Genomic DNA, 26801 nt, shown 5'->3' on the forward strand with positions numbered 1-26801 from the left:
GCCGTCCCGTTCGCGATCAAAACCCGGTATGCCTACGCGATCAGAGCGCGGCGTCCTTGAGCTTCTTCAGCGGGCGCACCTTGAGCTTGGTGGTAGCCGGCTTGGCGGCGAACCACTGCTCTTCCTTGGTGAAGGGGTTGATGCCCTTGCGCTTCGGCTTGGCGGCAACGCTGACGGTGGTGATCTTCAGCAGGCCCGGCAGGGTGAAGCTGCCCGCGCCCTTCTTGTGTACCGAAGAGGCAACGGCGGTTTCCAGCGAGGCCAGCACCGCACGCACGTCCTTGGCGACCACGCCGGACGCTTCAGCGATGTGGGCAACCAGGCCGGACTTGGTCAGCACGTCCTTGATCGGCTTCGGCGCGGCCGGCTTGGCGGCTGCCTTGGTAGCGACTTTCTTTACTGCCTTCTTCGGGGCAGCCTTCTTAGCGGTCTTTGCCATGGTTTCCTGTTCCGTGAACGGTTGGTTGTTTGGTCATGCCGACCCCGTCGGCAAACGCAATGTAGGGCAACTACACCGCCCCGCCAATAGGTTATACGCGGAAAAGCCTGCTTTTTTCGCTCCCACTCGACCTTTGTCGGAGGCGTGGCGGCCAGCTCAGCCACGCCCGTCGTACTGAAGCCGTGGAATTGGAAGGGAAAAATCCGCTTTTCCGCCCGCGCCGGGGAATGCGCGACCGGAGGCCGGCCGTTCGTCGGGACGACCAGCGCCATCGCGTCGCAGCAGAGCGACGCGACGCTAACGCGGGCCTGCGTACGGTAAGTCCCGAACTCAACCGAAGGAGCTGCACAATGGGTATTTCACGCCGCGCCACCGCGCACTGGGAAGGTGACCTGAAGACCGGCAAGGGACAGTTGAGCACGCCGCAGAGCGGCCTGCTGGACAACACCCGCTACGCCTTCAGCAGCCGCTTCGGGGATGAGAAGGGCACCAACCCGGAAGAACTGATCGCCGCCGCGCACGCCGGCTGCTTCACCATGGCGCTGTCGGCCAAGCTGACCGAAGCCGGCTTCCCGCCGGAGGCGTTGGACACCGAGGCGCAGGTGGACCTGTCGATGGAAGGCGGCCCGCAGCTTTCGCAGATCACGCTGAAGGTCAAGGCCAAGGTGCCGGGAATTGAGGCGGAGAAGTTCCGCGCCATCGCCGATGACGCCAAGCAGAACTGCCCGGTGTCCAAGGCACTCAGCGCGGTACCGGTGACACTGGAAGCCACCCTGCTCTGACGTAGCGGACGCGGTAGGGACGGCCGCTGGCCGTCCTGTTTCCGCCTACCAATCGATCATGCCGCGGATGACGGTCTGTACCTGGCCACCGGACCACACTTCGCCTTGTGCATCCACATGCAGGTGCAGGCGCGCATCGTGGCCGACCTCGCGGCCTTGGCTGACCACATAGTCACGACGTCCGCCGGGAAGTCCTCCGCGCTCGTCCAGCCATGCCGCCAGCACCGCGTTGGCCGCACCGGAGGCGGCGTCCTCGAAGCGCCTGCCGTTACCGACGAAGGCACGCACGGCCAGATCCCAGGGCTGATCGCTGCAGCGCGCATAGGCGAACACGCCCATGCTGTCAGTGGACTCCGCCAGTGCCGCAACCGCGTTCCAGTCGGGCTGCAGCTCGCGCAGCGTTGTCTCGTCCGTCAGCTCGACCACCCACCAGCTGCGCCCGCCCTGCATGCGGGCGGGCGGGAGGGTGCCCAGTGGCCACCCCTGCAGGACGCTGGTCAGTCGCGGATCGGTGGGCTCGACCACCTCGGCGACCGAAGCGCGCGGAGTACGGATGGCGATCGTGCGTTGCAGGCCATCGCCTTCCACGCGCAGCGGCAGCATCCCGGCGATCCCGTCCTGCACCAGCAGCCCGTCGACCGGCACGGCCAGTGCCGCTTCCAGCACTGCATGCGCGGTGCCGATGCTGGGGTGGCCGGCGAACGGGACTTCCTTCTGCGGGCTGAACATCCGCAGGCGATAACTGCTCGCTGCATCCTGCGGTGGAAACACGAAGGTGGTCTCCGGCAGCCGGGTCCAGCGGGCGATGGCCTGCATGCTCGCGTCGTCCAGGCCCTCGGCATCCAGCACCACGGCAAGCGGATTGCCGGCACCCGGCGAAGGCGAAAATACGTCCAGCTGCAGGAAACGGCGGGTGGTCATCGGCGGGCTCCGTAACGGGGTGGCGCAGCTTACCAGTGCACCGTGCCATCGATGACCGGCTGCACCTGCCCACCGATCCAGGCCACCCCGGCGTCGTCCACGTACAGGTGCACGCGGCCGTCGCGGCCAACCTCGCGGCCCTGGCTGGCGATGCAGTGGCCATCGCGGCCGGGCAGCTGGTGGCGTTGGGCCAGTACGCTGGCAATCAGTGCATTGGCGCTGCCGGTCACCGGGTCTTCAGGCACGTTCACGGCATCGCCAGGACAGAACGCGCGCACCACCAGGTCGTGGCCGTCAGCGTGCTCCGGCGCGTATATCGCCACGCCGGTGGCCTCGGTGGCGTTGGTCCAGTCGCGCAGCTCGCCCATGTCCGGCCGCAGGCCACGCACGGCAGCGGCATCGCGCGCAGCCAGCAGCCACCAGCGCGGGCCGTTGTCCCACAGTTCCGCAGTCTGCGCCGGTCCGCCCAGGGCGTGCAGGCTGGCCGGCAGCGCGCCGGGGTCCACCTCGCAGCGGCGGGCGGTGGGGCTGGCCAGGTGGATGGTCGGCGCCGTGTGCGGCCCCTCCACCCGCACCGGCAGCAGGCCGGCCGCGCACTGCTGCAGCAGCGCGCCATTGCGAGGAACCGCCAGGCCGCCGGTCACCGCCGCCCAGGCCGCACCCACGCTGGGATGGCCGGCGAAGGGCAGCTCGCTGGTCGGGGTGAAGATGCGGATGTGGTAATCCGCACCCGGCGCGGTGGGGGCCACGAAAAACACCGTCTCGGACAGGTTCAGCCAAGCGGCGAGGGCCTGCATGGCCCCGGGGGACAGAGCGTCGGCGTCGAACGCCACCCCCAGCGGGTTGCCGGTGCCGGGGCGGGGGGCGAAGACATCAAGCTGAAGGTAGCGGTGAGCGGTCATGGGCGGCGTCTTGGGCTTAGAATCGGGGGTTCCGCTCCTTGCGGGCGGCCTCCCCACCATAACCAGAATACTTACATGCCAGTTTCTTCCCCTGTCGATCGCTGGATCGTCCTCAAGTTCGGCGGCACTTCGGTGTCGCGTCGCCATCGCTGGGACACGATCGGGAAACTGGCGAAAAAACGTGCGGAAGAGACCGGCTCGCGCGTGCTGGTGGTGGTCTCGGCGCTGTCCGGGGTGACCAACGAACTGACCGCCATCGCCGATGGCGCGGCCGACAGCCGTGAGCGCGTGGCCGCGCTGGTCGAACGCCACCAGGCCTTCCTGGACGAACTGGAGCTGCCGCCGTCGGTGCTGGCCGAGCGCCTGGCGGCGCTGCAGGCGCTGCTGGACGACGCGCGCTGCGCTGCGCGCACGCTGGACTGGCAGGCCGAAGTGCTGGGCCAGGGCGAGCTGCTGTCGTCCAGCATCGGTGCCGCCTACCTGCACCAGAACGGCCTGGACATGGGCTGGATGGATGCGCGGCAGTGGCTAGATGCGCTGCCCCCGCTGCCCAACCAGAGCCCGTGGTCGCAGCGCCTTTCGGTGAACTGCCAGTGGAAATCCGGTGACGCGTGGGCGCAGCGCTTCCGCGCGCAGCCGACCCGCCTGCTGATCACCCAGGGCTTCATCGCGCGCCACGCCGACGGCGGCACCGCGATCCTGGGCCGGGGCGGTTCGGACACCTCGGCGGCGTACTTCGGTGCGCTGCTCGGCGCCAGCCGCGTGGAGATCTGGACCGACGTCCCCGGCATGTTCAGCGCCAATCCGAAGGATGTTCCCGACGCCCGCCTGCTCACCCGGCTGGACTATTACGAAGCGCAGGAAATCGCCACCACCGGCGCCAAGGTACTGCATCCGCGCTCGATCAAGCCGTGCCGCGATGCCGGCGTGCCGATGGCCATCCTGGATACCGAGCGCCCTGAACTGCCGGGTACCAGCATCGACGGCAGCGCCGCGCCGGTGCCGGGGGTGAAGGCGATCAGCCGCCGCAACGGCATCGTGCTGGTGTCGATGGAGGGCATCGGCATGTGGCAGCAGGTCGGCTTCCTGGCCGATGTGTTCGGCCTGTTCAAGAAGCATGGGCTGTCAGTGGACCTGATCGGTTCGGCCGAAACCAACGTGACGGTGTCGCTGGATCCGTCGGAAAACCTGGTCAATACCGATGTGTTGTCAGCGCTGTCGGCGGACCTGTCGCAGATCTGCAAGGTCAAGATCATCGTGCCCTGCGCGGCGATCACCCTGGTCGGCCGCGGCATGCGCTCGCTGCTGCACAAGCTGTCCGATGTCTGGGCGACGTTCGGGCGCGAGCGCGTGCACATGATTTCGCAGTCGTCCAACGACCTCAACCTGACCTTCGTCATCGATGAGGCCGACGCCGACGGCCTGCTGCCGATCCTGCACGCCGAGCTGATCGACAGCGGTGCGATGCCGGTGGAAGAAACCGCGGTGTTCGGTCCGCGCTGGCGCGAAATCGCCGGCACCGTGCGCCCGCGCGGCACGCCCTGGTGGCGGGGCCATCGTGCGCACCTGCTGCAGCTGGCCGAAGCCGGTACACCGCGCTATGTCTACCATCTGCCGACGGTGCGCGCCCGCGCCCGCGCACTGGCCGCGATCACCCCGATCGACCAGCGCTACTACGCGATCAAGGCCAACAGCCATCCGGCCATCCTGGAGACGCTGGAAGCGGAAGGCTTCGGCCTGGAGTGCGTATCCCACGGTGAGCTGAAGCATGTGTTCAACGTGCTGCCGGGACTGTCGCCCCGGCGCGTGCTGTTCACCCCCAGCTTCTGCCCGCGCGAGGAATTCGAAGCGGCGTTCGCGCTCGGCGTCACCGTTACCGTGGACAACGTGGAAGCCCTGCAGCGCTGGCCGGACCTGTTCCGCAACCGTGAACTGTGGCTGCGCGTGGACCTGGGTCGTGGCGAAGGCCACCACGCCAAGGTGCGCACTGGCGGCAAGGAATCCAAGTTCGGCCTGCCGATGGCACGCGTGGATGAGTTCGTGCGCGTGGCCACCGAGCTGGGCACCACCATCGTCGGCTTGCACGCTCACCTGGGCAGCGGCGTGGAAACCGCGCAGCACTGGCGCCTGATGTGCGATGAACTGGCCGGTTTCGCCCGCCGCATCGGCACCGTGCAGACCATCGACATCGGCGGCGGCATGCCGATCCCCTACACCGAGGAAGACGAACCGTTCGATCTGGAGGCGTGGGCCGAAGGCCTGGCCGAGGTCAAGGCGGTGCATCCGGCGTTCCGCCTGGCGATCGAACCGGGCCGTTATCTTGTGGCCGAATCGGGCGTGCTGCTGACCCGCTGCACCCAGGTGGTGGAGAAGGAAGGCGTGCGCCGTGTCGGCCTGGATGCCGGCATGAACACGCTGATCCGTCCGGCGCTGTACGACGCCTGGCATGACATCGAAAACCTGAGCCGGCAGGGCGGCTACGCCGAAGCCGCCTTCGACGTGGTGGGGCCGATCTGCGAGTCCAGCGATGTGTTCGGCAAGCGCCGCAAGCTGCCGGCGTCCACCGCGCCGGACGATGTGATGGTGGTGGCAGATGCCGGTGCCTACGGCTACGTGATGGCCAGTACCTACAACCAGCGGGCGATGCCGCGCGAGGACATCCTGGAATGAGGTCCGCTTTCTCCGCGCTGGCACACAGCGCCTTGCATCACCCGACTGCCAACGCCGCCTGCGTGCCTGCACGCAAACGTGCCTGATCCGGATACCCCATGACTGCTTTCGATAAACACCAGGTTGCCTGCTTCCGCTTCGTCCGCTGCGATTTCGCTGCAGACACCGGCGTGGCGCGCCTGGTTTACGCCTTCGACCACGGCCCGGAGATGGTGGAAACCATCACCGTGCCCGGCGCCCCGTTCACTCTGTCGCCGGAACGCGCCGCGGCCGTGCAACGCGCGCTGCAGCTGCTGCACCTGATCGCCGGCGTGAGTTACTACAAGGCGGGCGTGCCGGATACGGTGGCCATCGAGGGCTACGCGATCGACGCGGAAACCGCCGGGCTGGTGGAAAGCATCTACCTGCACGGTCTGGGCGAGTTCGCCTACCGCAACGGCCTGAACCTGCGCGGGCGCTTCCGCCTGCCGGTGGCCGGCGCGGTCTCACCGGCGCCGACGTTGGGCCTGCAGTCCCATGCGCTGGTGGCCATCGGCGGCGGCAAGGATTCGCTGGTCAGCATCGAAGCGCTGCGCCGTGCCGGCGTGGACGAGACGGTCACCTGGATCGGCGGCTCACAGTTGATCCGCGCCTGCGCCGAACGTACCGGCCTGCCGACCCTCAACCTCGGCCGCGCGCTGGCACCGGAACTGTTCGAGCTCAACCGCCAGGGTGCCTGGAACGGGCACATCCCGGTGACTGCGGTGAACTCGGCCATCATGGTGCTGGCCGCGCTGCTGCAGGGCGTGGACCAGGTGGTGTTTTCCAATGAACGTTCGGCCAGCTATGGCAGCCAGATCCCGGGCACCGGCGAGGTCAACCATCAGTGGTCCAAGGGCTGGGCGTTTGAACAGGCCTTCGGCCGCCACGTGCAGCGCTACGTCGCCGCCGATCTGCAGTATTACTCGCTGCTACGTCCGATGTCCGAGCTGGCCGTGGCGCGGCAGTTCGCCAAGACCGATTTCTACGACGCGCATTTTTCCAGCTGCAACCGCAATTTCCACATCCTGGGCGAGCGCCCGGTGAACCGCTGGTGTGGTGTATGCCCGAAGTGCCACTTCGTGTTCCTGGCGCTCGCACCGTTCATGTCCAAGGCGCGGCTGGTACGCATCTTCGGCCGCAACCTGCTGGATGACCTGGACCAGGCCGGCGGCTTCGATGCCCTGCTGGAATTCCAGGACCACAAGCCGTTCGAATGCGTGGGCGAGGGCAAGGAGTCGCGTGCGGCGATGGCTACCCTGGCCACCCGTCCGGACTGGAAGGAAGACGCGCTGGTGAAGCGTTTCTGCAACGAGATCCTGCCGCAGCTGGATGCGGCCGAGCTGGCGCTGGAGCCGATGCTGGAACTGCAGGGCGAGCATCGCATCCCGACCGGGTTGTGGGAGCGGGTGCGTGAAGATTTCGCAGCTTGAGGGAAGGCGGGTCGCCTTGTGGGGCTGGGGCCGTGAGGGACGTGCGGCGCATGCCGTGCTGCGCGCGCGATTGCCGGCGCTGCCGCTGACCCTGTTCTGCCCGGCCGCCGAAGTGGATGCGGCGCGGACGGAGGCGGGCGGCACGCTGGATGTGCGTGGCGAACCCAGCGCGGAGCTGCTGGCCGGCTTCGACGTGGTGATCAAATCGCCCGGCATCAGCCCGTACCTGCCGGTGGCACAGGCAGCGCTGGCGCAGGGCACGCAGTTCATCGGCGGCACCGCGCTGTGGTTCGCCGAACATGCGTCGGACGATGGTACGGTGCGCAACACGATCTGCGTCACCGGCACCAAGGGCAAGAGCACGACCACTTCGTTGTTGGCGCACCTGCTGCGCGCTGCGGGGCATCGCACCGGGCTGGTGGGCAACATCGGGCTGCCGCTGCTGGAGGTGCTGGATCCGCAGCCGGCACCGGCTTTCTGGGCAGTGGAACTGTCCAGTTACCAGACTCGCGAGGTCGCCCGCAGCGGGGCGCACCCGCAGGTCGCGGTGGTGCTGAACCTCTTCCCGGAACACCTGGACTGGCATGGCAGCGAACAGCGCTACCTCCAGGACAAGCTGGCGCTGGTCACCGAAGGCGCGCCGCGCATCGCGGTGCTCAACGCGGCCGATCCGCGCCTTGCTGCGTTGTCCCTGCCGGACAGCGAGATCATCTGGTTCAACCAGCCGAGCGGCTGGCACATGCGCGGCGACATCGTGCACCGCGGCGGACAGCCGGTGTTCGACAGCCGCGATACGCCGCTGCCGGGGCGGCACAACCGCGGCAACCTGTGCGCGGTGCTGGCGGCCATCGAGGCGCTGGGGCTGGACGCGGTGGCGCTGGCGCCGGCGGTGCAGTCGTTTCGGCCGCTGCCCAACCGGCTGCAGCGCATCGGTGCGCGCGAGGGCGTGGTCTACATCAACGATTCGATCAGCACCACCCCGCACGCCAGCCTGGCCGCGCTGGACTGTTTTGCCGGGCAACGCATAGCGCTGCTGGTGGGCGGGCACGACCGCGGGCTGGACTGGAGTGACTTCTTCCAGCACATGGCACACGACCAGCCGCCGCTGGAGATCATCACCATGGGCGCCAACGGGCCGCGCATCAACGCGTTGCTGCAACCGCTGGCCGACGCCGGCCGCTTCGGCCTGCACGCCGCGCAGGACCTTGCCGAGGCGATGGCGCTGGCACGCGCTGCGCTCGGCAATGCGGGCGGGGTGGTGCTGCTGTCACCCGGCGCACCCAGCTATGGCGTGTACCGCGACTACGTCGCCCGCGGCCGTCACTTCGCCGTGCTGGCCGGTTTCGACCCGGACCTGATCAGCGCCATCCCTGGCATCGGCCTGTAAAAAAGGGGACGGAGGGGATTAAATCGCAATTGGCCGCCTTGTGGCCAATTGCGATTTAATCCCCTCCGTCCCCTTTTTTGAACGTCAGTGGCTGCGGCTGACGGCGTAGCGGGCCAGGCCGCGCAGGGCGGCTACCGCATCGTTGTCGGCCAGGCCGTCCAGTGCACGCTCGGCAGCTGCGGCGTATTCCTCGGCGCGGTTGCGGCTGTAGGCCAGCCCGCCGGTGGCGTGGATCGCCGCCAGCACCTCGGGCATCGCGCTGGCGTCACCGTCCTGCACGATGCTGCGCAGGCGCTGGCGGGTTGCCTCGTCCGAATGGGCCATGGCGTGGATGAGCGGCAGGGTGGCCTTGCCTTCGGCCAGGTCATCGCCCAGGTTCTTGCCCAGTTCTTCGGCGTTGGCCGAGTAATCCAGCACGTCATCGGCGATCTGGAACGCATAACCCAGCGCCATGCCGTAGTCGTACAACGCCTGCTGGGTGGCCTCGTCCACCCCGCTGGCCAGCGCGCCCAAGCGGGTGCCGGCGGCGAACAGCACCGCGGTCTTGCGCTCGATCACGCGCAGGTAGGCGGCTTCGTCGGTATCGGGGTTATGCACGTGCAGCAACTGCAGCACTTCGCCTTCGGCGATGCGGTTGGTGGTGTCGGCCAGGATCCGCATGACCGGCATCCGATCAAGTTCCACCATCAACTGGAAGCTGCGCGAATACAGGAAATCACCCACCAGCACGCTGGGCGCGTTGCCCCACAGTGCGTTGGCGGTGCTGCGACCACGGCGCAGGCTGGATTCGTCCACCACGTCATCATGCAGCAGCGTGGAGGTGTGGATGAACTCGATGATCGCCGCCAGCTGGTGGTGTTCCGGGCCGGCGCCACCGACCGCGCGGCCGGCCAGCATCACCAGCATCGGACGCAGGCGCTTGCCGCCGGCGGAAATGATGTGGTCGGCGATCTGGTTGATCAGCACCACGTCCGAAGCAAGCCGGCGCCGGATCAGGGCATCGACGGCCGCCATGTCGTCGGCGGCAAGCGTCTGGATCTGGGGCAGGCCCAGGGCGGCACGGGTGTCTTCGATGATGGTCATGCGGTCTGGCTTCAAGGCTCGCCGCCGATTATAGGCGCTGGCCGTGAATTCGGGCGCATCCGGGCCCGGACAGGGCGCTGGTGGCCGCCCGATGGACCGTTGAAGGCACCGGTCGCCGTGAATACGTATGCAGGCAGCTCCACGCCGCAGGGCCCGAGGCTAAGCTTCCATCGCTGCATTCCGGCCCGTGTTTCCGCAGGGGCCAACAGAGCCCGGAGGGGGGCCTGATGTCCAATACGCCATGGTGGCGCGGCGCCGTCATCTACCAGATCTACCCGCGCAGTTTCCTCGATGCCAACGGCGATGGAGTCGGCGACCTGCCCGGCATCATCGACCGCCTGGACTACATCGCCGCGCTCGGCGTGGACGCGATCTGGATCTCGCCGTTCTTCAAATCGCCGATGGCCGACTTCGGCTATGACATCGCCGATTACCGCGACGTGGATCCGCTGTTCGGCACCCTGGACGATTTCGACCGGCTGCTGGCCAAGGCGCATGCGCTGGGCCTGAAGGTGATGATCGACCAGGTGCTGAGCCATACCTCGATCGAGCACGACTGGTTCCGCGAGAGCCGCCAGGACCGCACCAATCCGAAGGCGGACTGGTATGTGTGGGCCGACCCGCGCGAGGACGGCACCGCGCCGAACAACTGGATGTCACTGTTCGGTGGCGTGGCGTGGCAGTGGGAGCCGCGGCGCGAGCAGTACTTCCTGCACAACTTCCTGGCCGACCAGCCGGACCTGAATTTCCATAATCCGGCGGTGCAGAAAGCCACGCTGGACAACGTGCGGTTCTGGCTGGATCGCGGGGTGGATGGATTCCGACTGGATGCGATCAATTTCTGCTTCCATGACCGCCAGCTGCGTGACAATCCGCCGAAGCCGGCGGACAAGCGCGTCGGGCGTGGTTTCAGTCCGGACAATCCGTACGCCTACCAGTACCACTATTTCAACAATACCCAGCCGGAGAACCTGCCGTTCCTGGAGGAACTGCGTGCGCTGCTCGACCAGTATCCGGGGGCGGTCAGCCTGGGTGAAATCTCCTCGGAGGATTCACTGGCCACCACCGCCGAATACACCACCGCCAAGCGCCTGCACATGGGGTACAGCTTCGAGCTGCTGGTGGATGACTACAGCGCGGCCTATATCCGCGATACGGTATCGCGGCTGGAAACGGCGATGACCGAGGGCTGGCCGTGCTGGGCCATCTCCAACCATGACGTGGAGCGCGCGGTGACCCGCTGGGGCGGGCATCCGGCCGATCCGCGCCTGGCACGGATGCTGGTGGCGATGCTCTGTTCGCTGCGCGGCTCCATCTGCCTGTACCAGGGCGAGGAGCTCGGCCTGGGCGAGGCGGATGTCCCGTTCGAGGCGCTGCAGGACCCCTACGGCATCACCTTCTGGCCGAACTTCAAGGGCCGCGACGGCTGCCGCACCCCGTTGCCGTGGCGCGATGCGCCGCTGGCCGGTTTCACCACAGGCACGCCGTGGTTGCCGATCCCGGCCGACCATCAGTCGCGCGCAGTCGCCGTGCAGGAAGCCCAGCCGGATTCGGTGCTGTCTGCTTTCCGCCGCTTCCTGGGCTGGCGACGCACGCAGCCGGTGCTGATGCATGGTGCCATCCGGTTCCTGGACAGTGCCGAGCCGGTGCTGCTGTTCGAACGCACGCTGGGCGAAGAACGGCTGCTGTTGGCCTTCAATCTGTCCTCCCAGCCGGTACGCCACCCGCTGCCCGCAGGGGCGTGGCGGGCGGTGGAGGTGCCGGGTCCGGATGCGGGCGCGATCGATGGCGTGGACATGGTGCTTCCCGCGCACGCGGTGTACTGCGCACGTCGCATCGACTGATTGTTTTTCTCCGTTGGTGGTAGTTGAAGGGGCGCGGCCGAGGAGCTGCGCCCCTTTTTTTGTTCATGGGCGGCCGGGTTGATGCATAAGAAAGATGAAACGAAGGCACGAATTCGGGTGCGAATTGCATCGGGACTTTGCAGTGTTCCTTAAAGACCACGCCGCCATGCAGCAGGATCATGAGCCTCCCCCGCACCTTTCCTGGAAGACAGAAACATGAAACGAAGCGTGCTGATCTGTTGTGCAATGTTGGGCGCTGTCCTGGCCTCCGCCAGTGCCTCGGCCGCCCCGATGGGAGGCATCGGCGCCCCTCGGGGGAGCGATGCGGAGTGCTTTGCCGCTTTCAACCAATCACCCGCCGCAAGCCAAGGGTGCACCTTGTTGAGAACCAATGCCTACGGTGAAAGCTCCTGCTTCCTGGAGGCAGTATGCAAGCGATCGGATGGATCGGAAAACAAGCAGAAGATGTACACCAATGTGGAAACGGTGCGGATACTCCAGAACTGCAACGGTGAACTGGGCGCCAACTGCTGACTGCCTGCTGCGCCGGTAGTGCTGGTTGAAGGGCGCGGCCGGTGAGTTGCGCCCTTCTTGCGTCGAACTCCTGGGCTCGAAGCGCATTCTCCTGAAGGACAGCGTCAGACCGGAATGGCAAATTCCAGGCTCCTGCCACAGAACGGAAGCGACATGAAGATCCACTCAACGACAGCCTTGGCGATGTGTACGTTGCTCGCTGCAGCCTTCGGTACGACCGCCGGAAACACGGGCTCGAACAGGGGGCCGGACCAGGATGCAGCGTGCGCCGATGCCTTCAGCCGATCCCCCGCCGCCGCAACCTGCACGCTGCACAAGGCTGAAGCCAACGTCAACCATTGCAACTTGTGGGCAAGCTGCAGGCGCGACAACGGGAGCTTCAACGAAACGTTCGGCGTATTCAAGGGAGACCGTGTTTACAGGGTCTGCAACAAGGATGGCAAGCTGGTAGCTGGCTGCCCTGGCTGAGCGACCCGGTGAACCGGGCACGACGGATGTTTGCCACACGCCGGAAACGAAAATGGCGCCCCATGAGGGCGCCATTCCGTTCAGTCCCGCGGAGGCAGGGTCAGAACTTGTAGTTCAGCCCCAGCATGTAGGTGCGGCCCCATTCCACGTATTCCAGCGGACGATCCGTCGTCCCGGCATAGGTGCGGTACGGTTCGTTGGTCAGGTTGGTGCCCTGCAGCAGCAGGGTCAGGCCAGCCATGGCGCTGCTGTCGCTGAAGGTGTAGCTCACCTGCGCGTCGGTCACGTTCTCGCCCACCACGTAGCGCAGCGTGCGGTTGCCGTTGAAGTTGCCGATTTCACCGATGAAGTCCGAACGACGGCGCTGGCTCACGCGTGCTTCAAACCCATTGCGTTCGAAGTAGGCGGTGAAGTTGTACACGCGGTCGGACAGGCCGGGCAGGGCGATCGGATCGCTGCCCACGCTGGAGGCGCTTTCCGGATCCAGGATCTCGATGTCGCTGTCGTTGAAGGTCGCGCTGGCCTGCACGCCGAAACCACGCAGGGCATCGGTGAACATGTCCAGCGGCAGCGAAGCGGTCAGTTCCAGGCCGCGCAGGGTGCCGCCCTTGCCGTTCTGCGGCGAAGAGAACGTGCCGGTCTGCAGCACCGGTGCCACCATGCCCGGCGGCGGCACGTAGCTGGCCAGCAGGTCGGAGAAGTCGTAGTCGTCCACCGACTGGGTGTACACGTAGCTCTTCAGGTCCTTGTAGAACACCGCGGCCGCCACATAGGCGCGTTCACCGAAGTACTTTTCGTAGGACAGGTCGAGCGCGGTGGCACGCCACGGATCCAGCAGCGGGTTGCCGCCGCTGCCGCCCGGACGCCCGGTGGCGGTGTCCACGCCGAACTCCAGGCCGGCACGCATCTGGTCCACGCGTGGGCGCGCCACCTGCTTGGCCGCGGCGAAGCGCAGGGTCTGCTGGTGCGGGAACATGAAGGCCAGGTTCAAGCTCGGCAGCCAGTCGTTGTAGGTCTTGCCGGCGTCGATCGGCAGCACGTTCTGGCCGTCCGGACGCGAGCGGTCGAAGTAGTTGGACTGCGAGCTCTGGTCGGCATGCTGCATCTGCACGCCGATATTGCCGCGTACGCCGACCACGCCGATGTCGGTGTTGATGTTGGCGCGCAGCCACGCGGTGGTGATCTTCTCCTGCACCGTCCACGACTTGGGAATCAGGTAGTCCAGATCGGTGACCGGGTTGAACTCCATGTAGCGCTCGACGGCGGCCGGCACGTTCCAGGCCGGGATGTAGCCGATGCCGGCGAAGCCCAGGTTGACCCGGTCACGCTGCAGGTCGGCGGCGATGTTCGCATCGCCCTGTGCACCGAGCAGGATGTTGCCCTCGGCCTGGGTCTTGTCCTTCTGGCGGTCGGCGTAGTTGACGCCGATGTCGAAGTCGGCGAACACCGACGAAAGGCCTTCCGGCGCCGGCAGGGTGAGTGCCACGCGCGCGCCCTTCAGGCGGTCTTCCACCGTGGGCACCTTGCCGTAGCCGGAGCCGTAGATGGTGTTGGTCAGGAACAGCGCATCGGGATTGGAGTAGTCCAGCCCCGGGGCGATCTGCGAGAAACCGTTCGGGTTGACCACCAGGCCGATGGTATCCAGCTGCGGCATCGGGGTCAGCTGCAGGTTGTTTTCCAGGTTCAGCTCATCGCGGGTGGCCTTGGAGTAATTCACGTCGGCCACCAGCTTGACGCCGTTGCCGAAGGTGAACTCGTTGTTCCAGCCGAACGCATCGATCTTGTCTTCGCGCTTGTTGTACATGCCACGCACCAGCGGGTAGACACCGCTGGCGGTGCCGCCGGCGAAGGTGCCATCGGCATTCACCTGCGGATTGCTGATCAGCAGGCCCGGCGTGTAGCCACCGTTGAAGTTGCTGAGGTTGACCTCGAACTGGTTGGCAGTGTCGATCTGCTCGGCTTCGGTATGGAAGGCATCCAGGGTGCTGGTCCAGCTGTTGGACGGCCGGAACTGCACGGTGGCCATCACGCCGTCGCGCTTGTTGTTGCCGGTGCGGCGCAGCGCCTTGATGCCATCGCTGAAGGCAACGCCCGGGGCTAGCCCCGGCCGGTTGCCGTTGTCGGTGTGTTCGGTGGTCCACGGCTCGTACAGACCGACCTGGTTTTCCTGGATCGGGTTGTCGCTGTGCGCGTAACCAATGGCAATGCCCAGCGTCTTGTCCAGGAACTGGTCGATGTAGCTGGCGCTGAAGCGGTTGCCGAACTCGTCCACGCCAGCGGCTTCGCCGAGCGAACTCTTCTGGTAGCGGCCGCTGACCGCGATCACGCGGTCCGGGAAGCTCAGCGGACGGGCGGTCTGCATGTCGATGGTGCCCGACAAGCCCTGGCCGACCAGGGCCGCGTCAGGAGTCTTGTACACGGTCACGCCGTTGACCAGTTCGGACGGATACTGGTCGAACTCGACGCTGCGGTTGTCACCGGTGCTGACCACTTCGCGGCCATTGAGCAGGGTGGTGGCGAAGTCCGGCGACAGGCCGCGCACGCTGATCACCTGGGCGCGGCCTGCCACGCGCTGGGCGGCCAGGCCGGGCAGGCGCGCGAGCGATTCGGCGATGCTGACGTCGGGCAGTTTGCCGATATCTTCAGCGGAAATGACTTCCACCACCGAGGTGGCGTCCTGCTTCACCGCGATGGCGTTCTCGATGCCGCGGCGGATGCCGGTGACCTGCACCGCATCCAGGTTGGTCGCCGCAGAACCGGTCTGGCCGGTGGCGGTGGTGGACGTGGTGGACTGCGCGAATGCGAGTACCGGTGACAGTGCGACGGCCAGCGCCAATGACAGCGCGTTGCGCTTGTGGTTCGACATTTCCCCTCCCAGGCAATGTTGCCGAATCTAGTTGTGGTCCGCGCCGGCACTGCCGATACGGGTCGCGGCACGGTGGCCGCTGACTGCGACGCTATGGTATGCAGCGCGCCGCGCGCTGGAATCAGCCTGCATACGTATTCAATGCAACGACATGCGGTGTAAGCGATTACAAAAAGGGGACGGAGGGAATTAATTTGAATTAATTCCCTCCGTCCCCTTTTTGAAGCGGATGGCCTGGCCGCCGCCGGGGCCGAGGATCAGGGTGAGCTGGTCGGAGCTGGTGACCTCGCGGGTCTCGCGCGCGAAGGCAAAAGGATTGGTGCGGAAATCCGCGCCGTCGCCATCGCGGTAGATCTCCGCCGTGTAGCGCACGCCCGGTTCCAGGAAGCCCAGTGATACCGGCAGCACGCGGCCGTGCTCATCGGTGATGCTGCCCAGGAACCAGTCGCGGCTATTGCGGTCGCGGCGGACGATGGTGACGAAGTCGCCGACCTCGCCATCCAGCACCCGGGTCTGTTCCCAGTCTACCGCCACGTCCTTGATGAACTGGAAGGCGTCCAGGTGCTGCTGATAATGCTCGGGCAGGTCGGCGGCCATCTGGATCGGGCTGTACAGCACCACGTACAGCGCCAACTGGCGGGCCAGCGTGCTGGGAATGGCCTGCCCATGGCGGCCCTTCAACGACAGCACCCCGGGGGTGTAATCCATCGGCCCGGACAGCATCCGGGTGAACACCAGGTTGACCTCGTGCTCGGGCGGATTGGGCGGCTGGCCCCACGCGTTGTACTCCATGCCGCGTGCGCCTTCGCGCGATATCCAGTTCGGATAGGTGCGGCGCAGGCCGGTGTCCTTGATCGGTTCGTGCGGGTTGACCGCGAGCCTGCGTGCGGCCGCTTCCTGTACCACCTTCAGGTGGTGGCGGGCCATGAACTGGCCGTCATGCCATTCGCGCAACAGCGGGCCACCGGCCGGGTTGCGTCGGTCCACCTGGCCGTCATCGCAGACGTAGCCGGTCTTGAACGAATCCACGCCCAGGCGCGCATACAGATCGAGTGCCGCGCCCAGCTGGTCCTCGTAATGGTCGATGGCGCAGCCGGTTTCATGGTGGCCCACCAGGTGCACGCCCTTCTTCGCACCGTACGCGGACAGCGCCTCGATATCGAAATCCGGCGTCGCGCGGGTGAAGTCGAAGTCGTAGCCGTTGCCGACCCAGTTGCCGTCCCAGCCGGGATTCCAGCCTTCCACCAGCACGCCACGGAAGCCGTTGGCGGCGGCGAAATCAATCACCTTCTTCGTCTTGGCGGTGGTGGCGGCGTGGCGCCGGCCGGTGGCCCAGCTTTCCTCGTCCAGGTGCATCGACCACCACACCCCGAGATACTTCGATGGCTTGACCCAGCTGACATCGCCCAGCGCATTGGGTTCGTTGAGGTTGAGGATCAGGTCCGATTCGACCAGTCCACCCGCGCGGTCGGCGATCTGCAGCGTGCGCCACGGCGTGCTGAAGGGCAGGGCACGGCGGACCTTCCAGCCATCGACGGACGGTGACAACTGCGCGCGCAGGCGCTGGCCTTCGGTGCGGCGCAGCCACATGCCGGCATAGTCCACCAGCGCAGCTTCGTGGATGGCCACGTGCAGCCCGGCGTCGCTGCGCAGGGTGATCGGGGTATGTGCCAGCGGCACCTCCTGCAGCGGTGTGCGCGCATAGAGGTATTCATAATGGATCGGCTCGCCGGCCGGGATCCACCAGGCCGTGGACGGCTGGGCGATGGCGAACTCGGTCAGCTCCTCGTCGATGATCGCCTCGGCCAGTCCCGGCTGCTGCGGAAACACGTAGCGAAAGCCCACGCCGTCATCGAACACCCGGAACACCACGTCCAGCCGGCGTTTGTCGCCGGTGGTCTGGCGCAGGGAAACGGTCAGCTCGTTGTAGTGGTTGCGGGTCAGTCGGCGTTCGCCCCACGGCTGTTCCCAGGTTTCATCGAAGGCACGGGTGCTGCTGCCGGTGATTTCAAAATCGCGGTCCAGCCGGCCATCGCGCAGTTCGAAGCCCAGCTTGGATGCGTCCACCACCGCATCGCCCAGTCGCTCCACCTGGTAGCGGGCCGTCCCGCCGTCCACCTGCAGCGTCACTTTCAGGATCTTCCCCGGCGATTCGACACTGGCCGAGGGGGTGGTGGCAGCCATCAGGACCGGGCTGGCCAACAGCAGGGCCAGGCCCAGCCACGGCCTGCTGTGCCCACGCAGCAACAATGAAAACAGCGACATTTCCCCTCCCAGGGTGATGCAGGAACTGCGCCGACCATAGCCCAGCCGGTACGGCCGCCTGACCCGACAGGCCATGAATACGTATGCAGGCAGACCGCCTCCGGCGCCTGCCGTCTACCATGTCCGCACGATGCCTTGAGGGAGGCGTTGCGCCCCCGCCGGCCGCTTGGCAGGCAGGGACCTACAACATGCAAAGAGGGAGGGAGGGTGACAGGCGCAAGCCGGTCGTCCGCTTCGATGCTGAAGATGATCTGCCTGACCGTCGCCATCGCGACGACGCTGGGTTCGGCCGCGCATGCCGCCGACCTGGAATTCGCTGGCCGCACGGCGCGCGCCGAATCCGTGGCCGGTGGCGGCTTCGTGCTGCACACGCCGGATCGGCAGCTGCGCATTGCCGCGCAGCCGATGCGCAGCGATACCGCCAGCCCGATGTTCGATGCCCTGTTCGCGCTTGCGCAGCAGGAACTGGACCAGGACCGCGTGGAGGCGATCCGCGATCCCTCCTTCGACGAGGGCCGCCCGGTGCCGTGCGAGTGCTTCAAAACCGGTGCCAACTGGCCGTATGTCTGGACGCGCGATGTCAGCTTCGCCGCCGACCTGGCGCTGGCACGGCTGGATCCGCAGCGCACCCGACAGTCGCTGCAGTTCAAGCTGTCCGAAGCACGCGATGGCCATACCTCCGGCCTGTTCGTGGCGCAGGACACCGGCTCCGGTGGCAGCTGGCCGATCAGCAGCGATCGCATCGTGTGGTTCCTCGCCGCGCGCCACCTGCTGGACGACACCGCCTTCGCCGATCAGGTCTGGCAGGCGCTGCAGGGCACGCTGGCGCAGGACCGGGCGATGGTGTTCGACGCGGCCACCGGACTGTACCGGGGCGAGACCTCGTTCCTGGACTGGCGCGAGCAGACCTATCCGGACTGGACCCGCGAGGACGTGCGCTTCATCGGCGATTCCTTCGCGCTGTCCACCAACGTGCTGCACTACCAGGCCCTTCGGCTTGGCGAGCAGTTGGCGGATCAGCACGGCGATGCCACGCGCGCGGCGCAGTACAAAGCCTGGGCCGATGCGCTGGGGCTGCGGATCGATGCGCGCTTCTGGCGCGAAGATGCCGGCCAGTACATGAGCTACATCGGCGAAGCCGCGCACCCGGTGCCCTACGCCAAGTACGATCTGCTGGCGACGTCGCTGGGTGTGTTGGCCGGCGTGCTGCCGACCGAGCGTGCACGCCGCGCGCTGGCTGCGTATCCGGCGAGTGCGGCCGGCAGCCCGGTGGTGTGGCCGCAGGAAGGCAACCAGCCGGTCTACCACAACCGCGCGATCTGGCCGTTCGTCAGTGCGTATTCGCTGCGCGCCGCGCGCCTGCTGGACGATGCGCCGCGCATCACCGGCGAAGTGCAGTCGCTGATGCGCGGTGCTGCGTTGGCCGGTTCGAACATGGAAAACTACGAGCTGCTGACGCAGAAGATCCACGTCGACGAAGGTAAGTTGAGTGGGCCGGTGGTGAACTCCGAACGCCAGCTGTGGTCGGTCGCCGGCTACCTGGACATGGTGCTGCAGGGCGTGTTCGGCATGGAAACCGACGGCCGAGTGCAGCCGAAGCTGCCGGTCGCGCTGGTGCCGGAACTGTTCGGTACGCGTGACCGCATCACGCTGCAGATGGAGGGCAAGCGCTATGTGCTGCTTAAGCCTGACGTGCTGCAGGGTGAGCTGCTGGTGGCCGGAAAAGTACAGCGCGACGGTGACACCACGACGGTGCAGCTGGTGCCCGCGGCGACTTCTCCGCAGCGTGTGGTGCGTGCCCAGAGGGCACGTACTGCCGTTGATGCGGCCGCCTATGCACCCGCGACGCCTGCCGCGCCTTCGGCCAAGCAGGACGGCAAAGCGTGGACCATCAGGGTGCCGGCCCAGCACGTGCTGTGGCGCGATGGTGCAGCCGTTGACGTGCACGATGGCGTGGCCCGCATGGCGGATGACGGCCTGCAGCACTGCCTCAGCCTGACCTATCGCGAAAACGCGCTGGAATCGCTGCACAGCCCGACCACCTGCATCGGCCCGCAGCAGCGCCTGCCCGGTGCGCAGCGCTGGTCGTGGACGCAACCCGCGGCCGGTCGCGTGCGCGTGCGGCTGCAGTTCAACAACCCCAACGGCCCGATCAACACCGGGGTCACCGCTGCGGTGAAGCAGCTCGCGGTAAGCTGCGCCGGCCAGCCCGTACAGACGCATACGATGGTGATGCCGCACAGCGTGGCGGTGCAGGAATCCACCGCGGCCGAGTTCGACCTGCCTGCCAGCGCGTGCACGTTCCAGCTGCAAGAGGGCTTCAACATGAGCGCGCTTCAGCACTTCGCCCACTACACCGGCGGCAAGGGCGGCCGCGCGGGCGTGCTCAACACGGCAGACGTCAAGGCGCTGCTGCTGGCACCCATCGCCCCGCTCGCAGGGGATCGCCCATGAGCCGTCCCGCTGTCAGCCGGCCTGACAAACCGCAGCTGTCGTTCTGGCAGATCTGGAACATGTGCTTCGGTTTCCTCGGCATCCAGTTCGGCTTCGCGCTGCAGAACGCCAACGCCAGCCGCATCTTCGAAACCTTGGGCGCGCCAATGGACGCGGTGCCCGGTCTGTGGATCGCCGCACCGCTGACCGGCCTGCTGGTGCAGCCGATTGTAGGCTACCTGTCCGACCGCACCTGGACGCGCTGGGGACGTCGCCGCCCGTTCTTCATGATCGGCGCGGTGTTGACCACGCTGGCCCTGCTGGTGATGCCGAACTCGCCCACGCTGTGGATCGCGGCGGGCACGCTGTGGGTGCTGGATGCGTCCATCAACGTATCGATGGAGCCGTTCCGTGCCTTCGTCGGCGACCAGCTGGCGCCGCGCCAGCGGCCGACCGGCTTTGCCATGCAGAGCTTCTTCATCGGCGTGGGCGCCATCGTGGCCAGCTTCCTGCCCTTCATCCTGGCCCACTTCGGCGTGGCCAACACCGCAGCGCCGGGTGAAGTGCCGGACACCGTGCGCTATGCGTTCTACTTCGGCGCGGTGGTGCTGCTGGCGGCGATCACCTGGACCGTGCTGAGCACGCGCGAATACTCGCCGACCGAGCTGGCCGCCTTCGCCGATGCCGAGCCGCCACACGCCCACGCGGTGGCCGCGCGCGGCGTGCCGCCGTGGGCGCAGATCGTGCTGTGGCTGCTGGTGGGAGTCGTGCTGGCGGCACTGATCGCTTGGCAGGGCGGGGACAAGATGCTGTATGTGCTGGCCGGCCTGTGTGCGGCCTACGGCATCCTGCTGGGCGTGGCCCGTGTGCTGCCCGGCACGCACATGCTGGCCACCATCGTCGATGACCTGCGCAACATGCCGGGCACCATGCGGCGGCTGGCGTGGGTGCAGTTCTTTTCCTGGTTCGCGTTGTTCGCGATGTGGATCTACACCACCGCCGCGGTGGCCGGCACCCACTTCGGTTCCAGCGATCCACAGTCGGCCGCCTACAACGAAGGCGCCAACTGGGTCGGCGTGCTGTTCGGCGCGTACAACGGCTTCGCCGCGCTGGCCGCATTGCTGATCCCGCTGATGGTGCGCGCCATCGGTCTGCGCTGGAGCCACCTGGTCAACCTGTGGCTGGGCGGGGCAGGGCTGGTGTCGATGATGTTCATCGACGATCCGCACTGGCTGCTGCTATCGATGGTGGGCGTGGGCTTTGCCTGGGCGTCCATCCTGTCACTGCCTTATGCCCTGCTGTCGGACAGCGTGCCGGCGGCGAAGATGGGCGTGTACATGGGCATCTTCAATTTCTTCATCGTGATCCCGCAGCTGGTGGCCGCCAGCGCGCTTGGCTTTGCCCTGCGCGCATGGCTGGGCGGCCAGCCGATGCAGGTGCTGGTACTGGGCGGCTGCAGCCTGCTCGTGGCCGGCCTGTGCGTGCTGCGTGTTCCGTCCCGTCCGGAGGTGGTGTGATGCGTGTGCGTTTGTCTGTTGCTGTAGGTTTCGCCCTGTTCGCTGGCCAGGTGCTGGCCGCCCCGCGCCCGGAGTACGTGGGCACCACCGAACCGTTCGCCAGTGATGCGGTGTACTTCGTGGTCACCGACCGGTTCGTCAATGGTGACCCGTCCAACGACCATCGCGACCAGGGCGGCAAGCACCGCACGTTCGACATCCCGGTACCGTGCCCGGACAAGGTGGATGGCAACATCGGCTACCTCGGCGGTGACTTCAAGGGCGTGCTGGACAACGCGGACTACATCCGCAACCTGGGCTTCGGCGCGGTGTGGATCACCCCCATCGTCGACAACCCGGACCAGGCGTTCACCGGCAGCAAGGAGATCAGCTGCACTAGCACCCTGACCGACCGCGGCAAGACCGGTTACCACGGGTACTGGGGCACCAATTTCTACAAGGTGGACGAACACCTGCCCAGTGCCGGCCTGCAGTTCGCCGACTTCACCAAGGGCCTGCACGCAGCCAAGCTGAAGGTGGTGCTGGACATCGTCGGCAACCACGGCTCGCCTTCGTGGACCATGCCGGCGCGCCAGCCGCAGTTCGGGCAGATCTTCGACAAGGACGGCACGCTGATCGCCGACCATGAGAACCTGGCGCCGCAGCAGCTGGACCCGAAGCACAACCCGCTGCACGCGTTCTACAACACCATCGGCCCGGTGGACTCGTCGAAGGGCTCGATCTTCGATGGCAACCTGGCCGAGCTCGGCGACTTCAACGAACAGAACCCGGCGGTGATGGATTACCTGATCGGCGCCTACCTGCAATGGACCGCGCAGGGCGTGGATGCGCTGCGCATCGATACCATCGGCTGGCTGCCGCACCCGTGGTGGAATGAGTTCGTGCGCCGCGTGCGTGCCGAGCATCCGGGCATGTTCATGTTCGGCGAAGCGTTCGACTACGACGCGGCGAAGATCGCCGAGCACACCTGGCCGGCGAACGCCAATGTCAGCGTGCTGGATTTCCCCTCGCGCGGGGCGATGGAAGAAACTTTCGGGCTGAAGCAGAAGGGCTTCGAAACACTGGCCGAGCCGCTGCACCTGCTGGGCGGACCGTACGCCAACCCGTACGAGCTGATGAGTTTCTACGACAACCACGACATGCCGCGGCTGGATGCCAGCGATACCGGCTTCATCGATGCGAACAACTGGCTGTTCACCGCGCGCGGCATCCCGGTGCTGTACTACGGATCGGAAACCGGCTTCATGCGCGGCCGCGCCGAACACGCCGGCAATCGTGCGTACTTCGGCCAGCAGCGCGTGGATGCCGCAGCGCAGAGTCCGATCTTCGGGCCGCTGCAGCGCGTGGCGAAACTGCGCGAGACGACCCCGGCACTGCAGCGCGGGCTGCAGGTCAACGAGCGTCTGCAGGGCAACGAAGCGGTGTTCTTCCGCGTGCTGCAGTTCGACGGCGTCAAGCAGACCGCGCTGGTGCTGTTGAACAAGGGGGACACGAAGGCGCGCATGGAGGTGACACGCTACGTGCAGCCCGGCACCTGGCGCGACGCCCTGGACGGCGGGAGCGTGGAAGTCTCCGGCACCCTTCAAACCGATGTCCCCGCGCATGGCATCAAGGTGTTCGTACTGGATGCCCCCGTGCAACAGGACGCCCTGCGTGCCGAACTCGACCGCGCCATGTCCGACCAGCACGCGCGCACCCGCAGACTCACCACCCCCTGACCATCCCGCACCGGTGTCGGTGGGTGACGACCGTTGGTGGGTGACCCTGCTTCGGTGGGTGACGACCGTTGGTCGTCACGCTGTTGTCTTTGAATCAAGAGCGTGACGACCAACGGTCGTCACCCACCACAGCGCGCCAGCATGCTCCGCTCCCGTGGGAGACCCACCACAGCCCTCCAGCGGCCCTCACTACCGCGGGTACAATCACGCTTCCGCCCGCCGTGCTCCACCCGCCATGACCGACCTCCCGCCCCAGACCCCGATCGAAACCCTGCTGCAGACCGCCATGGCCGGCCAACTGCCGATCAAGGCCTTCATGCAGGCCTTCGTGGCCTCCGAGGTGGTGCTGCTCACCGGCAGCCTGGTCACCCCCGACGGCAGCGGTTTCGATCCGCTGTTGTTCGACAAACAGGGCGTGCTGCACGTCGCCGTGTTCACCGATCCGGCACGCGTCGGCTTCCATGCCGAACAGGCCCCGCACCAGATCCGCTGGCTGATGCTCGACGTGCTGCGCCGCGTGCCGGGCGGCTACGGCGTGGTGATCAATCCCGGCACCACGCTGGGCTTTGAGATTTCGCCGGCGGGTGTGGGCGAGATCCTGAAGGATTTCGCGTAGCTGCTGTGTGCAGGACAGGTACATACAGCTTGCAGCCATACCTGATTGCTTCTAGTCCTCAAATTTAGGGAGAAGTCTTTTGTATATGACAAATCTGGATGCCGCGATTCTCAATAGTTCGGATCGAATCGAGCTCGTGGCGCGTCGTGAACACGCTATCTGTATTGAGCAGTTGGCTCACTTGGCGCATGCACTCGAGTCCAAGATCGATGAAATTCGTAACCAATTCACCACCCCCGAGATCAGTGGTGGCGGCGTGGTCAACGCGATCCGTGTCGATGAAGTGAGTTCTCAGTGGGAAGCTGTGTTTTCAGTGATCAATATGGCTTCCGGGCCGATCCTACAGCTTGCCCTGCGCGGACTTTACCTTTAGGCAATCTGTTTGATTCGCCAGGAGTACGAAGGGATTGCACAGTTGAGCCACATTGCCAGGGGAACGCGAAATGAGTCCAGGGCGCCGCACATCGGTCCATTGGAGGATGAGATCAAGCCTTGGTACGGAGAGCTTTCTGAGGGTGCGCACATTTCGAGTGACGCGATAACTCAGCTTCAATCAGTAAGGTTCGGGGGTGACGATCAGATCGTATGCTTGCCCTACGGTGCAAGTCTGATCCCGTGCTACAACCAACACACAACGAGTGTGCTCTTGGAGATGCACGTGAAGTTGCGCGGCGAGCTGCTGAAGCTGCTGACTGTTTACGTTGAAAAATGTGACCGCCCTGCTGCAGGGTAGTAGCTTGATCGTGCGTAGAGCGATGCTCAATAGGGGAGTGCGAAAGTGTGAATATTATTGCCGAAACTAGTTGGCTGGAGTTTGCCAAAATATTGTTTGGTGTAGTGGTTGCCTGTTCTGGCTGGCTGATTGTTCATTACTTTACAAGCTTAAGGGAGATAGCTGCTGCCAAACGGGCTATTCGCCTTGAAGCACTGGTTGCGTCTTACAAGGCACTGGTGAGGACCGGCATTGATGGCGTGCTCTTAGGTAAGGGTGCATCGGGCAAGGATGTAGATCACGTCGCATCCGTTGAAGACGCGATTGCTATAATTCATTTGTTTGGTACCAAAGAGCAGGCTGAGCTTGCCAATGATTATGTGAGTCAGATCCAAGATAATCAGCGTGTTGATGCCACTCTTTTGGTGAACTCACTGCGCTCCGATGTTCGTGGGATACTTGGCGCGAGCGATGAAATGCCCGTTCCCGCATATCTTCGGATTCGCGTCAAGAGTTGAGCAGACCTTTGTTCAATCTTGTAGGCTGGTTTGGTTGTACATAGTTTGAAGTTTATTGATTCGAGAACTCTCGCCAGAAGTCGCGTTAACGGAAAATCAAGTGGGACGGTCACGTTGCTGCGATGATTCGCGCAGCACCAGTTTCACGGGGATGCTCATTCCTTCGGCAGTTTCGCCGGCCACCAGCGCAAGTAGTTTCTCCACCAGAAGCTGGCCAGCCTGCTTGGTGTCCTGCGCCACGGTGGTCAGCGGCGGCGATACCGAAGCCGCCAGCGGAATGTCATCAAACCCGGTGACGCGCACATCCTGCGGCACGCGCAGGCCGTGTTCGCGCAGGGCGCGCAGCGCGCCGATGGCGATCAGGTCACTGGCCGCGCAGATGGCATCGAAGGGCACGCCACGTGTCAGCAGCAGTTCGCAGGCGGTCTGCCCGTATTCCTCGGTGGTGATGGCGTCCACCTGCAGCTGCGGATCGGCCGCCAGGCCGCGCGCTTCCAGTGCGGCCACGTGCCCGCGGTAACGCTCCTGGAACTCCGGATAGTGGCTGGAGGCATGGCCGAGGAAGGCGATGCGGGTGCAACCCTGGTCCAGTAGGTGGGCGGTGATGTCAAAGCCGCCCTGGTAGTTGTCGCTGCCGATCGACACGCCGGGCTGGCCGGGCAGGGCGGCGCCCCAGCGCACGAAATGCGTGCCTTGCTCGACCAGCCGCTGCAGGCGGGTCAGCGATTCGTGGTAGTCGCCATAGCCGAGCAGGATGATGCCATCGGCCTTGTTGCTGTCTTCGTAATCGGTATGCCAATCGGTGGACAGCTGCTGGAACGACACCAGCAGGTCGCGGCCGTGCAGGGCGCAGGCGCGGGTGATCGAGCCCAGCATCGCGTGGAAGAACGGATTGATCAGCGAATCGTCGGTGGTGGGGTCTTCGAAGAACAGCAGCGCCAGCGTGCCGGCATTGCGCAGGCGCAGGCTGGAGGCGTTCTTGTCGACCTTGTAGTTCAGTTCGCGGGCGATGGCGATGATGCGCTCGCGGGTTTCGGCATTGACCATCGGGCTGCCACGCAGGGCGCGCGACACCGTGGGCTGGGAAACCCCGGCCAGGTGGGCGATGTCCAGGGACGTGGCTTTGCCTTTGATGGTCATGAACGCGGCGCTGGGGTGACGGCCTTCATGATGCCACGGGCTGTCGCGGGTCGCTGGTTTGAGCCACGCCGGAAGGCCACCTGCGCCGAGGCACGAGGTGGCGGACGGTGCGGGTCACAGTACCGGCTGAGCATAACCCCCAATGATCCGGCGGATCCGAAGATCCCCGCGCACCGCCCGCCATGGAACCGACGGGGCGATGCATTCTCTGCCCTGACGCCAAGCATGGGCAAAGCGCGGGGGGTGTTGCTCAAGTGGGGACTGTGATCCCCGCTGGCCCCGCTGGACCAGCCCCGTCATCCTGCGCGGGACGGCCCCGGGCGGCTATGGGCAAAGCTGCAATCGGAAGGTCCGCGCCGCCGAGCATGGCTCGGCGCCATCCGGCCCCAGCCGCCCGCACGACCCCGCCGCCCCCATGACCCGGTAGCGCCGAGCCACGCTCGGCGGAATCCCACCGCAGGCCAACATCCTCGCCGCCCCCGTACACCGGTAGCGCCGAGCCACGCTCGGCGGGGTCCCCCCGCAGGCCAACATC

The 26801-nt window shown here is 65.9% G+C and carries 20 protein-coding genes; 12 read left to right on the forward strand and 8 right to left on the reverse strand.

What is annotated here, in order from left to right:
* Positions 1–40 precede the first annotated feature (40 nt).
* On the reverse strand, positions 41–439 hold the full coding sequence (locus IFT63_RS01890; RefSeq protein WP_042612716.1) for an HU family DNA-binding protein: 399 nt from the start codon (positions 437–439) through the stop codon (positions 41–43).
* 350 nt (positions 440–789) lie between these two features.
* Between IFT63_RS01890 and IFT63_RS01895 the strand changes: the two genes are divergently transcribed.
* On the forward strand, positions 790–1221 hold the full coding sequence (locus IFT63_RS01895; RefSeq protein ID WP_042612715.1) for an OsmC family protein: 432 nt from the start codon (positions 790–792) through the stop codon (positions 1219–1221).
* 45 nt (positions 1222–1266) lie between these two features.
* On the opposite strand, the gene IFT63_RS01900 is transcribed toward IFT63_RS01895, so the two are convergent.
* Positions 1267–2142 (reverse strand): PhzF family phenazine biosynthesis protein, encoded by an 876-nt coding sequence (locus IFT63_RS01900; RefSeq protein WP_192083083.1) that lies wholly within the window; start codon positions 2140–2142, stop codon positions 1267–1269.
* Positions 2143–2171: 29 nt separating this feature from the next.
* Positions 2172–3044 carry a PhzF family phenazine biosynthesis protein gene (locus IFT63_RS01905; protein WP_192083084.1) on the reverse strand — a complete coding sequence of 291 codons (873 nt, stop codon included), beginning with the start codon at positions 3042–3044 and terminating at the stop codon, positions 2172–2174.
* Positions 3045–3119: 75 nt separating this feature from the next.
* On the opposite strand from IFT63_RS01905, the gene IFT63_RS01910 reads away from it, so the two are divergent.
* The 3 genes from IFT63_RS01910 (at position 3120) to murD (ending at position 8552) form a co-directional block, all read left to right on the forward strand.
* Positions 3120–5714 carry a bifunctional aspartate kinase/diaminopimelate decarboxylase gene (locus tag IFT63_RS01910; protein WP_192083085.1) on the forward strand — a complete coding sequence of 865 codons (2595 nt, stop codon included), beginning with the start codon at positions 3120–3122 and terminating at the stop codon, positions 5712–5714.
* 98 nt (positions 5715–5812) lie between these two features.
* Positions 5813–7165 carry a UDP-N-acetyl-alpha-D-muramoyl-L-alanyl-L-glutamate epimerase gene (gene murL, locus IFT63_RS01915; RefSeq protein ID WP_192083086.1) on the forward strand — a complete coding sequence of 451 codons (1353 nt, stop codon included), beginning with the start codon at positions 5813–5815 and terminating at the stop codon, positions 7163–7165.
* Complete coding sequence (gene murD, locus IFT63_RS01920; protein ID WP_192083087.1) at positions 7146–8552, forward strand: UDP-N-acetylmuramoyl-L-alanine--D-glutamate ligase; 1407 nt, start codon at positions 7146–7148, stop codon at positions 8550–8552. The genes murL and murD overlap by 20 nt, the downstream gene beginning before the upstream one ends.
* Positions 8553–8636: 84 nt before the next feature.
* Here murD and IFT63_RS01925 read toward each other — a convergent pair whose 3' ends face one another.
* Positions 8637–9635, reverse strand: coding sequence for a polyprenyl synthetase family protein (locus IFT63_RS01925; protein WP_042612709.1), 999 nt, complete (start codon positions 9633–9635; stop codon positions 8637–8639).
* 227 nt (positions 9636–9862) lie between these two features.
* On the opposite strand from IFT63_RS01925, the gene IFT63_RS01930 reads away from it, so the two are divergent.
* Together IFT63_RS01930 and IFT63_RS01935 are read left to right on the forward strand one after the other, a co-directional pair.
* Positions 9863–11479 (forward strand): alpha-glucosidase family protein, encoded by a 1617-nt coding sequence (locus IFT63_RS01930; protein ID WP_192083088.1) that lies wholly within the window; start codon positions 9863–9865, stop codon positions 11477–11479.
* Between the two features lie 216 nt (positions 11480–11695).
* Positions 11696–12013, forward strand: a complete 318-nt coding sequence (locus IFT63_RS01935; RefSeq protein ID WP_192083089.1) for a hypothetical protein — start codon at positions 11696–11698, stop codon at positions 12011–12013.
* Between the two features lie 104 nt (positions 12014–12117).
* Here the strand turns inward: IFT63_RS01935 and IFT63_RS01940 are convergent, their stop codons facing one another.
* The 3 genes from IFT63_RS01940 to IFT63_RS01950 form a co-directional block, all read right to left on the reverse strand.
* Entirely contained in the window at positions 12118–12417 is a 300-nt protein-coding gene (locus tag IFT63_RS01940) for a hypothetical protein (protein WP_192083090.1), read from the reverse strand.
* Positions 12418–12581: 164 nt separating this feature from the next.
* The gene (locus IFT63_RS01945) at positions 12582–15347 is read right to left on the reverse strand and encodes a TonB-dependent receptor (RefSeq protein ID WP_192083091.1); all 2766 of its coding nucleotides are present in this window, start codon (positions 15345–15347) and stop codon (positions 12582–12584) included.
* Between the two features lie 189 nt (positions 15348–15536).
* The gene (locus tag IFT63_RS01950; RefSeq protein ID WP_249404379.1) at positions 15537–17531 is read right to left on the reverse strand and encodes a glycoside hydrolase family 97 protein; all 1995 of its coding nucleotides are present in this window, start codon (positions 17529–17531) and stop codon (positions 15537–15539) included.
* A 318-nt stretch (positions 17532–17849) separates the two neighbouring features.
* Between IFT63_RS01950 and IFT63_RS01955 the strand changes: the two genes are divergently transcribed.
* The 6 genes from IFT63_RS01955 (at position 17850) to IFT63_RS01980 (ending at position 25126) form a co-directional block, all read left to right on the forward strand.
* Positions 17850–20066 carry a Six-hairpin glycosidase-like protein gene (locus IFT63_RS01955; protein WP_192083093.1) on the forward strand — a complete coding sequence of 739 codons (2217 nt, stop codon included), beginning with the start codon at positions 17850–17852 and terminating at the stop codon, positions 20064–20066.
* Entirely contained in the window at positions 20063–21562 is a 1500-nt protein-coding gene (locus IFT63_RS01960; protein WP_192083094.1) for an MFS transporter, read from the forward strand. Before IFT63_RS01955 ends, IFT63_RS01960 begins: the two co-directional genes overlap by 4 nt.
* A complete protein-coding gene (locus IFT63_RS01965) occupies positions 21562–23280 on the forward strand; it encodes an alpha-amylase family glycosyl hydrolase (RefSeq protein WP_192083095.1) in 1719 nt (572 codons plus the stop codon). Before IFT63_RS01960 ends, IFT63_RS01965 begins: the two co-directional genes overlap by 1 nt.
* A gap of 235 nt (positions 23281–23515) precedes the next feature.
* On the forward strand, positions 23516–23896 hold the full coding sequence (locus IFT63_RS01970) for an SseB family protein (RefSeq protein ID WP_192083096.1): 381 nt from the start codon (positions 23516–23518) through the stop codon (positions 23894–23896).
* Between the two features lie 85 nt (positions 23897–23981).
* Positions 23982–24269 (forward strand): hypothetical protein, encoded by a 288-nt coding sequence (locus IFT63_RS01975; protein WP_192083097.1) that lies wholly within the window; start codon positions 23982–23984, stop codon positions 24267–24269.
* A gap of 407 nt (positions 24270–24676) precedes the next feature.
* The gene (locus IFT63_RS01980; RefSeq protein WP_192083098.1) at positions 24677–25126 is read left to right on the forward strand and encodes a hypothetical protein; all 450 of its coding nucleotides are present in this window, start codon (positions 24677–24679) and stop codon (positions 25124–25126) included.
* A gap of 96 nt (positions 25127–25222) precedes the next feature.
* Here the strand turns inward: IFT63_RS01980 and IFT63_RS01985 are convergent, their stop codons facing one another.
* The gene (locus IFT63_RS01985) at positions 25223–26266 is read right to left on the reverse strand and encodes a LacI family DNA-binding transcriptional regulator (RefSeq protein WP_192083099.1); all 1044 of its coding nucleotides are present in this window, start codon (positions 26264–26266) and stop codon (positions 25223–25225) included.
* Positions 26267–26801 lie beyond the last annotated feature (535 nt).

The sequence above is a fragment of the Stenotrophomonas sp. CFBP 13724 genome (assembly GCF_014841975.1).
GTDB classification, from domain to species: Bacteria; Pseudomonadota; Gammaproteobacteria; order Xanthomonadales; family Xanthomonadaceae; genus Stenotrophomonas; species Stenotrophomonas lacuserhaii.